The sequence below is a fragment of the Fibrobacter sp. UWB16 genome, from assembly GCF_900215325.1.
Classification (GTDB): Bacteria; Fibrobacterota; Fibrobacteria; order Fibrobacterales; family Fibrobacteraceae; genus Fibrobacter.
In genome coordinates, this window is the sequence record NZ_OCMS01000001.1 from 1,031,525 (window position 1) to 1,046,286 (window position 14,762).

The 14,762-nt window shown below is 48.2% G+C and carries 10 protein-coding genes; 2 read left to right on the forward strand and 8 right to left on the reverse strand.

Translation table 11 applies throughout. The features are described from left to right. Positions 1-28: 28 nt before the first annotated feature. On the reverse strand, positions 29-430 hold the full coding sequence (locus tag CRN95_RS04255; RefSeq protein ID WP_088630550.1) for an SPOR domain-containing protein: 402 nt from the start codon (positions 428-430) through the stop codon (positions 29-31). A 408-nt stretch (positions 431-838) separates the two neighbouring features. Beyond that, positions 839-5,680: a fibro-slime domain-containing protein gene (locus tag CRN95_RS04265; protein WP_159462271.1), complete on the reverse strand. Its 4,842-nt coding sequence runs from the start codon at positions 5,678-5,680 to the stop codon at positions 839-841. 315 nt (positions 5,681-5,995) lie between these two features. Between CRN95_RS04265 and CRN95_RS04270 the strand changes: the two genes are divergently transcribed. Further along, positions 5,996-6,811: a GGDEF domain-containing protein gene (locus CRN95_RS04270; protein ID WP_235002866.1), complete on the forward strand. Its 816-nt coding sequence runs from the start codon at positions 5,996-5,998 to the stop codon at positions 6,809-6,811. Here the strand turns inward: CRN95_RS04270 and CRN95_RS04275 are convergent. From CRN95_RS04275 to CRN95_RS04285, 3 genes are all read right to left on the reverse strand, one after another. Next, positions 6,808-8,202, reverse strand: coding sequence for an MATE family efflux transporter (locus CRN95_RS04275; RefSeq protein ID WP_097020166.1), 1,395 nt, complete (start codon positions 8,200-8,202; stop codon positions 6,808-6,810). The genes CRN95_RS04270 and CRN95_RS04275 overlap by 4 nt on opposite strands. A 150-nt stretch (positions 8,203-8,352) precedes the next feature. Then, entirely contained in the window at positions 8,353-9,150 is a 798-nt protein-coding gene (locus CRN95_RS04280) for a hypothetical protein (protein WP_097020167.1), read from the reverse strand. Between the two features lie 114 nt (positions 9,151-9,264). Beyond that, positions 9,265-10,443: an NAD(P)-dependent oxidoreductase gene (locus tag CRN95_RS04285; protein ID WP_097020168.1), complete on the reverse strand. Its 1,179-nt coding sequence runs from the start codon at positions 10,441-10,443 to the stop codon at positions 9,265-9,267. A 129-nt stretch (positions 10,444-10,572) separates the two neighbouring features. Here CRN95_RS04285 and CRN95_RS04290 point away from each other — a divergent pair, with 129 nt between their 5' ends. Then, entirely contained in the window at positions 10,573-11,901 is a 1,329-nt protein-coding gene (locus CRN95_RS04290; protein WP_097020169.1) for a polysaccharide deacetylase family protein, read from the forward strand. A gap of 70 nt (positions 11,902-11,971) precedes the next feature. On the opposite strand, the gene CRN95_RS04295 is transcribed toward CRN95_RS04290, so the two are convergent. The 3 genes from CRN95_RS04295 to CRN95_RS04305 form a co-directional block, all read right to left on the reverse strand. Next, the gene (locus CRN95_RS04295) at positions 11,972-12,682 is read right to left on the reverse strand and encodes a hypothetical protein (RefSeq protein ID WP_097020170.1); all 711 of its coding nucleotides are present in this window, start codon (positions 12,680-12,682) and stop codon (positions 11,972-11,974) included. A 119-nt stretch (positions 12,683-12,801) separates the two neighbouring features. Next, positions 12,802-13,716 carry a hypothetical protein gene (locus CRN95_RS04300; protein WP_097020171.1) on the reverse strand — a complete coding sequence of 305 codons (915 nt, stop codon included), beginning with the start codon at positions 13,714-13,716 and terminating at the stop codon, positions 12,802-12,804. Positions 13,717-13,726: 10 nt separating this feature from the next. Beyond that, positions 13,727-14,542: a TIGR02147 family protein gene (locus tag CRN95_RS04305; RefSeq protein WP_088630538.1), complete on the reverse strand. Its 816-nt coding sequence runs from the start codon at positions 14,540-14,542 to the stop codon at positions 13,727-13,729. Positions 14,543-14,762 lie beyond the last annotated feature (220 nt).

Genomic DNA, 14,762 nt, shown 5'->3' on the forward strand with positions numbered 1-14,762 from the left:
CTTTGTGCGTTAAACGCGTTGAATCGCTTTATCGAATCTTGACGACAAAGGCGTTGATGTTATAAGCGGAGAGTTCGCGAGCCTTATCCTCGGCGACCTTGCGCTTTGTCCATCCACCACCGCGAAGCTTGTAGAACGGCGTATCGAAGACAACCTGGATGGTATAACCTGTACTTGCAGAGAGCTGAGCCTTACGACGCTGAGCGGCGTCAAAGTCACCCACGGCTTCGAACTGGAGCATGTAGAATCCATCGGACTTATCGTTCTTGCCCGTGACCTTAGCAGGGACGGCAGAATTACTCGTCGTATCGCGAAGCGAAGCACTGAGCGTCGGCTTGTATTCGTTACCGCGGAAAAGAGAATCCATATCAGTTGGCGATCCGGCCCAAGCCAAAGCGCATAAAGAAGCTGCAATTAAAAACTTTCGCATGTGTTGAAATATAGAAATTGATAAAAAAAAAGTGTATGGAGATTCCCGCTCGGAGGCGGGAATGACATGCAAGGCGAGTGCAGCAAGAATGAGTATACTCATTCTTATTGCCGAGCCGCAGCTGTCATGCCACGAAGTGGAATGACAAAGGAGCCGAGTGATGCAGAAACATGCTTGCATGTTTCTATATCCGAGGCGAACAAGTCAGACCCCTTTAGGGGAATGACATGCAAGGGTATCAAGCGAGAGGTCTCTTGTGATTTCGCATTTGATACCCGCAGCAGTCAGACCTCGAAGAGGAATGACTGTATCGTAGCGGGAATGAAGAAAGCTTGGGTGACAGAGTAAAAAAAGCCTCCCCGAAGGGAGGCTTTCTGAAATTCTAATAAGTGAGTTTTAAGTCACCGATTACTTTTTTCTCTTGGAGCGGACACCCCACATTTCAGACTTTTCGTGCTTGTACTTCTTATCGACGTTACCAAGCTTAACGAATGTCTTGATCTTGGAGATGAATGCGCCAGTACCCACAAAGCGAGACTTTGCATTCTTGTTGTTCCAAACAACGAAGAAGCTTCTACGGACGTCAACGCAGTTCTTACCTTCGAAGTAGTATCTGCCGTGTTCGACCTTGTTCTTTTCGTCATCGCAGTAGATGCGCTTGTGTTCGCTCAAGACATGAGCACCCAAGTTCGAATAAATGTGAAGATCGTAATCGAGGTACGTATCTTCCTTCTTGACCTTAGCGTACTTATCCTTAGAGAGTAATGAGCCCATATCGCTCATGATGAACCAGCCGTTCGGAGCAAAGCCATACTTAGCCATAGCCGGGTCGACAGAGCTCTTAGCAATCATAGCTTCCATGAACTGACCTTCATCCTTGTTTGCATCAAACGGGATGACTTCGGTCGGCGGGAGCGCAGCGGCTTCAGCCATAGTCAGCGGGACGAAACCGATACCATCTTTACGAATTCTCTTGACATAGGAATCCACGTCACCCGTAACCTTGACCCACGGAGACGGCAGACGAACTGTTGCATCGTAAGCCGGAGCGGTATTCCAGCCAACGGTAGCGTCATCAGCAGACCAAGCGTTACGGAGAGAATCAGCAATCTTATAATCGGACTGGTCTTCCATAAAGCCAATGCCATCAAGGCCTCTGAAGTGGACATAGTCATTAGCCTGTGGGAAGGTCGTAGACTTGCTGAAGAGCAATGTAAACGTTTCATCAATTTTGTCTGCAAGCGTAATGTTCGGTGCAAGCGGAATGAAGTCTACATACTGGGAGTTCTTACCATTGTTGATGTAGTAAGAGAACACATTGTTACCCTCGAGAGAGCCCTGAGCGGTCTTCTGGACCTTTTCAGAGAACTTGAGCTTCAACTGAGCCAAATCACCGGCAGTACCGTCAGCAATCATTTCAGCGGAGAGGATGATCGGAGCAATACGGTCATAAATGATGCCTTCATAGTTGGCAGTCACAGGATCCGTTGCGCAAGTCTTACCGTCGTCGTTAAACTTCGGACAGTAGGTAGCCCAGGACTTGACCGTACCCGTACCAGTCGTCTTCACATTCTTAGAAAGCGTGATATGTTCGCCTTTTTCATCAACGCGGCTAAGAGCAATTCTATTCAAGCAGACATCTTCATCAAGACCGAATGCTGCACCGCAAGAAACACCTCTTGCAATATCAGTTTCATCAAAGACTACAGAATCCTTCTTATCGTCGCTCCAATAGACGACAATCTTATTCGGGAGAGAGTCCCTGTTGAACTGACGATGGTAGTAAACAACGAGGGAGTCGCCCTTACCATCAAGATACTTCCCAGTCTTTGACAAGAGAGTGTCCGGCATATTCAATTCAACCTGAGACGGAACACCGTACACGTCAAAGATATCAGCAAACTGCGGAGTCGGAACCGGCGGTTCCTGGAACTGCATGTTCGTGTAAGAAGCAGACATCAACTTTGTGCTCGGGCCAAGAATCGTAAACGTTGCAGTACCATTACCAGCGTCATCTCTTAAGTAGACCACAGAAGAACGGATGGTAAATGTAGCACGGCCATTCACGACTTCGGCAGCAGAAATGAGATCGACACCGGTAGAAGACAAGGAAGCACTTCTGAGCAACGAGAAGTTACAATCCGTGCAAATTGTCGTGTCCGGGTTGAGAGCGACAACGTAGAAGTTGTAAGACTGACCCTTCATACGAATGTAGCTATCAGCATCCTTCGTGATGACCTTGAATGTAGAGTCAGAATCCACAAACTTGAGCGTCGGCACAAAGAAGTCGACATTTGCAGTACGAGTAGTACCAGAAACACTGATGCTAACAGTTTCGACAGCAGACTTCATTTCATCGAACGGAATCGTCACGTAAATCGTATCGACACCGCCATCGCCAATCTTGCGGTTGTCCGTGGGCTTAAACGGAGAGAGAACGCCATTCTTCAATTCATAGAAGAGGGCCTTATCATTGGTTACGGTCAGCGTGTAAGGAGAACCCTTAGCAGAAGAAAGTTCGAGATTCTTGTCGCAAGCGCCTTCACCAGTGCAAGGATCGCTGATAGCGGCGATGTAAAGCGGAACCATCTGGTTGAGAGCGATAGAACCATCGTCAGCCGGATTGGAAGCCATAGCGCGGCCCTTGAAATCAAAGCCCGGAATATGGTTATCATTGTCATCCACGAATTCTGCACTGCGATCAGCAATACCAATAGAACCCGAAATCTTAACTTCGATAGCTCTGGTCTGGTTGCCGATATGGATCAAAAGATAGAACTGACCGCCCTTGGCAAAGTAGTTCTTCAAGATATCCTTGTTGATAATCGGTTCACCCGGCTTAGAGACATCGATACCACCACCATACTGCTTGGGAGAAGTCTTAAAGTCTTCGGCAGAGACAACCACATCAGCGGGATTAGCACCAGTCTTATCCTTCGTGAATTCGTAGGTAATCGGCTGCTTAATGTTGGAACCGCAAGTAGAGTCTGCAACAGAGGCGCTCAAAGCAGCAGCGCAAGAACCGTCACCAGATTCGGTATAGCAGATGAGGTAATGGTTGTTACCATTTTCAAAGTAGTCAGCCTTATCCTGGTTTGCAAGCGGGTCGATACCGTTCTTCTGTTCGATGAACATGTTCGTCTTGATATGGACGTTACTCATCGTCGTACGACGGTCGCAGAAGAAGATGTCAATCGGATAAGTATCGCCAACCTTAGCATCCGGCATGAACTTGTCCAAGTCTACGAAGCCCGGAGCAGCCAAGTGCGTACCACCGAGGTCCACAGCCAACTTGTTATTGATAAATACCCAAATATCGTCGTCACCACGGAAGCTGAACTTCAAGTTCTTCTTGAAGCGGAACGTAGCGTGAGATTCGAAGCAGAAATGCTGGTTACGACCGGCCTTGGTGAAGCCTTTACCGTCATCACCATTACCGCCTTCCGTAGAAGTCCAACGATGCTTACCCGAATTCTGTCCCTGAGCATTCGGTTTTGCAATGTTTTCTGTACCTTCATCATATAAAGCAGGCCAAGTATCCGGAATAGCACCAGCCATCCATTCGCAGGACCAGCCCCAGCCATCGCCACCCCAGGTGACGTTCTTGCCATAGGACTTCTTGAATGCAGCCTGAATTCTTTCACCATCTTCGGTCGGAGTGCCATCCTTACTGAATTCAGAACCAGCAGAGAAGAGGCCTTCGCAGTCAATGCCGCCTTCCCAGCCGCCACCATTACAGATAAGGTCGCTCAGAGGAACACCTTGTTCTTCATGAAGGGTACGGAGGCCCATCGGAGTCTGAGAAGTCTTATTGTTCGGATCATCCGGGCAGAAGAATGTCGGGCCTTCAGCCTTGCGCTTCGTTTCGGCAGCAGCCAAACGAGGAGAAATCATCATCGTTGCATCCGGTTCTTGTTCAGCCGGATAGAAACCGCCAGTAACCGGAGCACCGGGGCTCTTGTAATTGTCAGATTCGAATTCAAACTTGCCATCTTTAGCCTGGCTAAAGGCCATATTGAAGCAGTACTGTTCGTTCACACCTTCGGTGTAGTTAAACATAGCCTTGAAAGCGGCTTCGGCCTGAGCACCGAAGCACTGCTTACCCTTTGCGGTAAGGACCATGTACTTTTTCTTAGTCGTCGGGTCAGTGGCGAGAGTGCTTTCGACCATGCCCTTAGTCACGCCAACGCACGGAACAACAGCTTCACCCGTGGAATTGACCGGGAACTTTGCTGTATTGTAGTAGCAAGCATTGTACTTGACCTTCTCAGTACCATCAATAGCCTGAGACCAGTTCGGAGCGCAAGTAAATGCACCATGCAAAGAAGCGTCAGTATCATAAATAATAGCAGCCAAATCGTAACCGCAAGTACCTTGTGCGGCCGGGCGCGTTGTAGACCAACCCGGATTGGACTTGTTGGCAAGCTTTTTAGCTTCTTCTTCGTCAGCAACAAAGTAGACAGCGCCCTGGAAGTCCTCAGGCGGAACGAAAGCTTCCATAAAGTCATACAAAGGAATCGGCGTTGCAGTCGGGTTTTCTTCCCAAGCACCATTCTGACCTATAGCATCTGCTCTATCTTCATCGTCATCGCGATGAATGAGGACGCTCTTCGGAATGTCTTCATCGATATAGCGTCTGTAATACCATCCGCAGTTATCGGCATCGTTGTACATCTTTGTGTCAACAGCCTTGCCGTCGGCAGCCACTTCATAGAGCATCGGTTCTGCGCTCTTCCATGTCGTATTGTTCGGCAAGAAGACGTAGAAATCTCTAATGACCGGCATAGAGTTTTTCGTATAAATAGCCCCTTCTTTCTTCACGTCCGGATGGGCCATAATCCAGAAATCCATGCCATCGTCTTTACCAATAGAGCTGCAGGTAAAGCCTACGCTATTGGCATCGCCATTCAGGCCAGTGATAATGCCCGATGTCGTCACGCATCTGCTGTTATTGCAAGCACTGTTGTTGACGTCGTTGATGAAGAACGTAGCACCGTCATTCGTCTTTGTGGCGCCAAGGTCAATCATAGACCAGCCATCAGCATCAGCCTTAGGGAATGCTACACCCTGACCGCCAATCATCAAATATGCGGTAGTCCAACCATCAGGAAGTTGGAAGTGAATCTTGGGTGAACAAACGTCATTGCCCATCTGTGATTTTTTCAAGTCTGCCCATGCTCCTGACACTCCAACGAGAAGCAGACTCATCATCAATGCAAAACTTTGCAAAGCGTTATAACGTATTTTCATATTTTTCATCCATTTGGGTTTTTAATCCAATGAGGCATAGCAAAAAGACTGGCCTTCTTGATAAGCCACACAGACACGAAATCTACTTTTTTAATTGAAAAAAGGAAATTTTTTCTTTTAAAGATATGTGAAAAAAAATTTATATAGGCGAACGCTATAAAATATCAACACGTTTTCAACACTAAAATCACGTTTTAAAATTTGCTTTACAATAAGTAAAATTTCACTTACAAAATAGTGCGTATCATAATTGTATTATAACGCTTTGGTCCATTAAGACTTCCTATATTTGGGTCGGGATTTACAAGGGATTTTATGGAAATTTTAAAACCGATGACCGTTCATCCGCACTTGATCGTGCTGTACCCTCAAAGCGAGTTCGCAGAGCTTCCGCTCGAATTAGGGACCGTGGTGCTCGGTCGTGGACAAGACGCCGACATCCGTTTCGAAGACGAGCTAGTGAGCCGCAGGCATTGCGCGCTCACGTTTGATGGCCAGAGCGTGACGGTCGAAGACCTCGGTAGCACGAACGGAACGTTCGTCGACGGCAACTACATTCACAAGCAGATTCTCGATTCGGACAACAGGCTCCAGATTGGCAAGATGGTATTGAAGATTGCCTACAAGGATCCGAACGAGGAGGCTTTTAGCCGTGAGCTGTACGAAGCGGCGACAATGGACGAACTGACGGGAGTCCTGAACCGGCAGGCTTTTTTGGACCGTTCGGCAGGCGAACTTGTCAGCGCCCGCCGCGGGGGCTCATTTATCCATGTGGCGATGATCCGCGTGGACAACTTTAAGCACTTGACGGATTCTTGTGGTGAAATGTGCGGAGACCTGATTTTGAAGGAAGTCGTACGTTTGCTGAACGACGAGAAGCGCGATTCGGACTTGCTCGCACGCTACGAGGGCGAAAAGTTCCTGCTCCTCATGAACGGGATTTCGCCAGAAGACGCAACAAAGCGCGCCGAAAAGTTGCGTCTGGTGATTGAACGCCACATATTCTCGTGGATGGATTCGAGAATCCCAGTAACGATTTCCATTGGGCTTGTATCGCGCCAAGGCGCCGAAGTTTCGCAGATGAACGAGCTCATCGCCGAAAGCGATGGATTGCTCAACACTGCGCCCTAGATGCGCGGGATGTTTTTGAGTTCAGCGCGGAGCATGATTATGGCGATAACGGCCGTCACAAAGTCTGCAATGGGCTGTGCCATGAACACTCCACGAAGTCCGAAGAAACGCGGCATAATAAACAGGAACGGAATCAGCAAAATGAGCTGACGGCAAGCGTTCAGGAACATCGAACGCCAGGCTTTGCCCGTTCCCTGGAAAAAGTTACCCGACACCATACCTAGCGGTACAAACGGCATCATGCAAATGAAGGTGCGGAGAGCTTTGCACGTGAGCTGTTGCATATTCTGGTCGTTCGGGACAAACGGCTTCACAAAGGCAAGCGTATTCGTCATCACGAGTAGCCATGCAACCACGATGAACGCAATTGCATAAAGCATGGTGAACTTGACAGTATCGCGCACACGGTTGTTGTACTTGGCACCGTAATTGTACCCGATAATCGGTTGAGAGCCCGTCACAAAGCCCATAAGTGGCAAAACAATCATGGAGACGACACTCATCAAGATTCCGAATGCGGCAATTGCCTGGTCGCCACCCGTCATACCGTTCACGATCGGCAAGTCACGAGTACCATACGATGTGAGGCTGCGGGCCAAAATGGCGTTCACAAGGCTGTTGCTAATCTGCATAATGCTCGGCGGAAGGCCAAGAATGAAGATTTTGCGCACGTACGGGAGGCGGAGCTTCATGTAACGGCGGTTGACCTTGATAGGCGTCGTCTTTTTCACGAAGAACTGCATCACGGCAAGGCCGCCGATGAACTGGCTCAAGACGGTCGCCCAGGCAGCGCCCTCGATACCCCAGTTGAACTTCATGATGAAAAGCCAGTCTAGAATCACGTTACTGCCGGCGCCAATCATCACGCGGGTCATGGCCGTTTTCGGGTGGCCCATGCTGCGGATAAAGTGGTTCATGCCGGGGACAATCGTCTGGAAAATCGCACCGCACAAGATGATGCGCATGTAACTCGAGGCCACAGGCAAAAGCTGGTCGCTAGCGCCAAAGAGCTTGAGGAGCGGCTCCATGAAAATCTGGCCAAGCGTAAAGGAGCTCACCGCCATAATGATGAGCAATACAAAGGAGTTGTTGAGGATAATGGCTGCCTGCTGGTACTTGCGTTCGCCGAGACGGATGGCAAAAAGCGTGTTGCCACCCACGCCAACCATCATGGACATCGCCATAATGAAAAGGGCTATCGGGAAGCAGATAGTGATGCCGCCGATGCCAAGGCTACCGACGCCCTGGCCTACGAAATAGCGGTCCACAATGTTGTAGAGCGCTTCGACGAGCATACTGATGATAGCCGGGACCGAAAACTGCAAGACAATCTTCGGGATGCTAGCCGTCCCCATCGCGTTAAGTTTTTTATTGTTTATTACATCTTCCATAAACACACCCGTGAGGCCCGCAAGACGCAAATGGTTGGACTAGATGCGCGGAGCCGCTCAAAATAACCGCAAAATGCGGAAAACTTCGTAAAAGCCTCAATTTTCGGGCGCAAAGATAGAAAATTTGGGGGCAAATGCCAAGTTTATTTATTAGTGCTTTTTCTCAAGAATCTGGAGCGCCTGCTCGATGATGGAAGGCGAAAGCTTGAAGATATCGCTGAGGGTCTGCACGCGATCGGCGGGCTCAATTTTCGTCATTTTCGAGCCTGTGCTGCTGCGAACGACGAGGTTTCCCTTCTGGTAGTAATACTGGATGCCTTTTTCGCGGTCAAGGCGGTTCAAGACCGGGTAGGTCATCATTTCGCGGTAGAAACTCTCGTTCCAGTGGTGTTTGAATTCTTCGACAGAGACGCCTTCGACGGGGTACTCGAAGCGGAGCTTCATTGGCGCGCCTGCGCCACCTGTCCAGAGTTCCATCGATTCGAGCGTCGGGCGCACGAGACGCACGCAGTTCGGGGAAAGCGGGAAAAACGCTTCGCCGGAGCCAAACGGCTGCGGGAGCGGCATCTGGAGCGGGTCGAAAATCAAGTAACCCGGGTCAAGAAGGTAGGAATTAGACGAGAGACTAGAGACGAGATACGAGAGGTCGTCGGGGTCCGGCAAGATAAGCGCGCAGTGGATGTTGCGCTCTTTGCGTTTGTGGCCCATCACAAGACGCGGCTTGAAACCCATATCCGTGAGCGTCTGGTACAGGTGCCACGTCATACTGAAGCAGGTGCCGCCGCCCATCCAGGAGTCGATATCGTTCTGATCGCTATCGTCAAGCTTGCGGGCGCCGGTGGCGCTCCCCGTCTGTTCCAGACGGATGATTTTCGTCAAATTCTCGTAGGTGATGTTCGAAATCTGGTTGCAGAGATCGACGACCTTTTTCATATTCTCGGGGGTCATCGAGATTCCTTCAAATGTACTGTGTAAGGCGCCCCCGTCCCCATACGCGGATCATGACCACATAAGAACTAAAGTTCTAAGTGGTCAAAGAGCACAAAGGCCGGGGTGACAGAATTAATCTATTTCAGCGGGGATGCCACCAAGCATGCTGCAAATTTCAGGGCCAATGACGCCATTTTGGATAGCGATGGTGAGCAAGCGCTGTTCAATTTCTTGCGGCGGGAAATGGAGACCATCTTCGAGAGTCGCGGCTTCTTGAACCAAGCGTTCGGCAAGGGCGGCATGGAGCGCAAGCGATGTTTCAATGTACTTCAAGTGCGTCGGTTCTTCGAGGATGAAATTCAACGATCCCTTGCCATTGAGCACCTTTTCGGCAGGAATGGCCTCGCCGTATTCATCTTCGACACCCATATTGGCAAGTTTCGCCTGGGTCGAGAGAAGTGCTTCCGTCAATTCCGGGGCCGCAAGAGCGTTTTTGACTCCCGTCGCCGTCACAACAAAATCGGAATTTTCAATCAAAGAGGCGACAGTTGCATAATCATGGCAGTCCACGACAGCCACGTCATTTTGCTCAAGGACGGCAGAAAAATCGCCTGCGGGCATTGTTTCAGGAGCCGCGGAATGTTCAGCATTTTCGGAATTCGCTGTTTGAGACTGCCCGCGCTTCAAATCCGTCACAACGGTCACATTGCAACCTCGGCGCACACCCTGGAGCGCAATTCCCGAACCAACTTTGCCACTACCAAAAACCAAGAACTTCTTGCCTTCGAAATCGCCACCAAAGCCTAACTTTTCGAGAGCACGGAAATAGCCATCGCCCGTGCCCAAGGAAGTCTCGATGCGCTTGACGATACCACTATCGGCAACGTAAACCGGTTTTTCGGCATTTTTATAATAGTGTACACCCGAACGCGTGAGTTCCACAAAGCCAATTTTCGGGTGGAGCACCGCAAAAGGTCCCGCACAGTCGAGTACCAAGTCTACAAACTCGCCGTGGGATTCAGCTTCGAGCATTTCGGCAGGCGTTACAACGGGCACGCCCCATTCCCTCATAAAGTCCACGACATCGGGGTCGTTAAATTCCGAAAAACCAACGAGAAGGTCGGCACCGCCCGCCACGAGAGCCCGGTATTCGGTCATGGTGTTGCGGTAAATCGGGGTTGCCACCAGCACGCGGAGGCCATCGAACGGACGGGTATGTGTCCATTCGCTTTCAAGCGCCGCAAGTGCGGGGTATTCGTTTTTTTCGTAAACTTCGTCCAGAACGGAGGAGAGAATAGATTGCAGGTTCATAGAGGGAAATATAGAATTTACCCCTCCCCTGTTGCATTACTATACAACAAAAAGAAATTTAACGTGGGACGGTTCTTTATATATGGGGGTAAATTATTTTCGCATAATACTATTAACAAGGTGTGGATAATGAACTACAAAAAAATTTCTATTGCCTCTGTCGCAGTTGGGATGTTCGCAGCGGGCGCAGCTTTCGCTCAGAATGCAGAAATTGCAACCTGGTCGGGCTTCCGCAAGGGGGCCGCCTCCTTTACATTTGACGACGGCGCACCGAGCCACGTGACCGATGCAGGTCCGACGTTCAAGAAATATGGCTACAAGGCCACCTTCAACCTCGTTGTAAACTGGAACCCCAACTGGAGCGGATTCCAGGGTTTGGCCGACGAAGGTCACGAAATCGCAAGCCACAGCAATAGCCACGGCAATAACATGAGTGGCGAAGAAGCTTCTTCGAAAAAGAGCATCGAAAACCATATCACGCAGAAATACGGCATCATCACGGTCGCCTACCCGAACTGCAACGTACCCAACGAAAGCGCCGTCAAGCAGAACTACATTGTGGGCCGTATCTGCAACGGCAGCTGGAAGGGCATGAATGATGAAATGGGCAAGGACGGTCCATCCAACTGGGCTCAGGTCCCCGCCACCATGACTGGTGCCGAAGGCCAGATCAAGAGCACGAACGACTTTACCGGCAGAATGCAGAAAGTTATCCAGAGCAATGGCTGGGCAGCATTCCTCACTCACGGTTTCCAGGGCAAGAACAACGGCAACGCCAACTACTCCCCGACCGACCTCAACGCTATCGATGGAGCCCTCAAGTGGGCAAAGGAGAACGATAAGGACATTTGGGTTGCCCCAATGGGCCATGTCGCTATGTACCTTAAGGAACGCAATGCCTCCAAGATTGAATCGAAGGATGGCGGTGCAGCAAACACCATGTCGTTCGAACTCAAGCACAATATTGCCGACAACATTTCCAAGTATGACTACCCGCTTTCCATCAAGGTGAAGACAGACTGGACCAAGGTAGAAGTTACTCAGGGCGAAGCAAAGCTTGAATCCAAAGTAGATGGCGGTTACGTTTACTTTGACGCAGTCCCGAACGCAGGCACAATTATCGTGAAGAACGCAAACGCTGCTGCTCCGGAATCTTCCAGCAGTTCTGAGCCGCCGGCAAGTTCTAGCTCCAGCGAAGTCGCCTCTTCTAGCTCGAACGGCACAATCGCTCTCCCGATGCAATCACTTGACGGTCGCCACCTCGCCGCCTACGTGGACGCAAGTGGCTACATCACGGTTCAGAACGCCCAGGGCTTGAACATCACCGTGTTCAACAGCCTCGGTAACGTTGTCCGTACCACCAAGGGTATCGGCATGTTGCAGAAAGTCTATACCGGTGCCAAGGGCATGTATGTCGTAAAAATCGGCAACAGAGCTTGGACAATGAACATCAAGTAGTTCAAAAAAGTTTGTGGTTTAGGGAACGCCCGCTCCAATCGGAGCGGGCTTCTACGTTTTCAAGGAATTCTTAGAGGATTTCCTCTTCGGTTTTACAATGATCAATAAGCTTTGAAACCCATTTTTTCCAATATGGATCATAATAGACATCCGTTTTCGCAAAAACTTTGCAAACAGCATTTGCTCTAAAAGTTCCATCATCAAGATCAACCCTCCCTACTGCAGATTCTGAATAAGAGCCGTTTTCGATAATACAATCCGCCTTAAATTCCATCTCATCGTCAAAATCGTAAGTGTACAAGGACTTGTAAAAGACGACTCCATCCGCAGTAGCAACCGCACCAAGCTTATACAATTCGGGTTGTTTTTTTTCAAGTTCAAACTTCAAACTACATCTAAATTCTTTTAAAGAAGCATAACTTATCATTTCCACAGGCAAATGCACAACACCAGATTCTTCCTTCATCGAGACAAAAGAAAAATAGTACAGCGGATCAAGATCAGGATTATCAGCCGGACTCGGTTCGCAAGACATACAAGAATCAACAAAACCATTTTCCAAAAACGACTGAACCAATCTATTATAGGATTCTTGAGTATCAACAGAATCAATAAATTTCTGACTGCCTACGCCTCCCATAGCATACGCTTTACCAGATTGAGTTTTATAAATATCAACCATCATTTCTGGAGCTGTATTTTCCAGATCGGAACAAGCACAGAATATCGCCATGACACTCAATGTTACAATCGAAAGAAAAATGTTTTTTGAAAGATTCATAGAAGTTTGTATTCAAATGATAGCCCACTACGATAGAAGTGGGCTTCTTGTTCGGTTGATAGGGTAAATGAATAGCTCCCGCTCATTCGAGTGGGAGTTTTTTTCTTTATATAAAAATTTTAAAATAACTGAATAAAATCATAGATGCTTTGATTTGATACGCAACGTTCAATTATATACGTAGCATACTTTTTCCAATAAGGATCTGTGTAAGTTTCAATGCCGTCCTTCAATTCAGCATTCGTGGCCCAACATGTCATTCGGAAGCCATCGTTCTGAACAAGTTCACCGTTTTCGAGAGTACAATCCTTTTTGAATTCCTCTCTAACAGTAGAATCAGTCGATTCCAAATATTTTATAACGGTAAGGGCTTTACGCATTGGATGATCTTTTTCCCTAAAGTAAACTTCATAACGAGACGAAAAACCCAAATAATGACTGTTATCATAATAGGTTTTGCGATAATCTTCGAAACTCATTTGCACGGAGTTTCCACCAACATACGTAATTCCACAGCTAACATCTTTTCCAAGTCCAACAGCAGACTTATAGCTATCTCTAAACGAAATATCTCCATGAATCAAACCATCCTCATCCTTCATTGCCACGTAGGTTGTATGATTCTTTTCGAAATCACCAGGATCATCGGGATATATAGTTGCAAAATGCACGGTAGGATCATTGGGATTTACATCTACAAGACGTACGGTAGGATCGATATTAAGGATTGATTGAACAGCCCTATCAAAGGATTCATGTGCAGTAACAGAATCTGTTTGATAACCGGTTTCTCCTGCTACATGACTATAAGTCACCGCAGTTCCTCTACTAACACCTACAAGAGCTACTATTGCACTTTCTTCTTTTAGGTACGGAATTCCTTTTAGAGAATTTGATGACCCCGGCTTTGTCCCCTGAGCCATCGTGTTCGTTTGTTCATCAGCCCCCACCACCTTATTATCGGAACAAGCGGTAAAGGCGCCCATCACGCTCATGGCTGCGAGCGAAAGCGGAATGATTTTTTTGATATTCATGGTTTCCTCCTTATACTTTTTCCGACAGCGGGAAAAGCTGTAAATTTAAACGATAAACTTGGTTGATTTTTTTGGATTCGCCAGCAATGGCAATAACTTGTTTGCGGAAACGGTCCACCTCTTCGGAGAGGCGTATTACCGTAGCTTCGTCCACGCCTATCGTCACACCCGAGATGTTACGTTCACCCGGAGCGATTTTTTCGATAGCTTCGCGGGCAAGATCAATCATTTGACCATTCATGGAGCGGAGAGCAAGCGTTAGAGATTCTCCAGAACCCGTAATAACTTTATCCGTTTGTTCATAAACGTTTTCACCAAGCGCCTTGAGCAAATCGAGTTTCACCAAAAGCTTTAGCGAATCGCGGACTTGCTGCGCCGTAAACGTATGCTTGATTTTTTTGACAATTTCACCTGGAAGCGCGCCAGGCATCAACGGCGCAAGTTCACGAACAACAGAATTCACCGCCGATTCATAATAATCAAATGCATCCGCATTCAACACTCGAGCATGCTGTTCACTTGCAAGCCCCTTCATCTTGAGGAATGCCTCTTTTTTCTTGTCATCGTCTTTGGCATTCGTAAATTCAACCATGAGCTTGAAATACTCGCATTCAAATTCATTCAGCCCCATCGCAGCAGCCACAAGCGGGACGCCCACGCGGCTCAGCGAGCTCTTGCCATCGCATACAAGTTTCAAGTACGATGGCGACGAGAACCCGGCGATCTTGGAAAATTCGCGCCACGAAAACGCAGAACTTCTTTTTCGCCAGTCGAAATAATCAAGCATGTACTTTCGGTAATCTTGATATTCGGTTATCGGTTTCATGTTTTAACCTCCTTACAAACTCAAATATACGTCATTTGTATACACCTCGCAATAGGCAAGATGATACAAAATTCTTGATTTTTTGCAGAAATACGCAAATTTTATAAATTTCGAAAATTTTTAAAATTTAATGAATCAGTAGTAGATGTAGATGAATCAGAGACGAAAAGGAGATTCCCCATCAAGTGGGGAATGACAAAGCCGGGGTTCGCTCAAGATG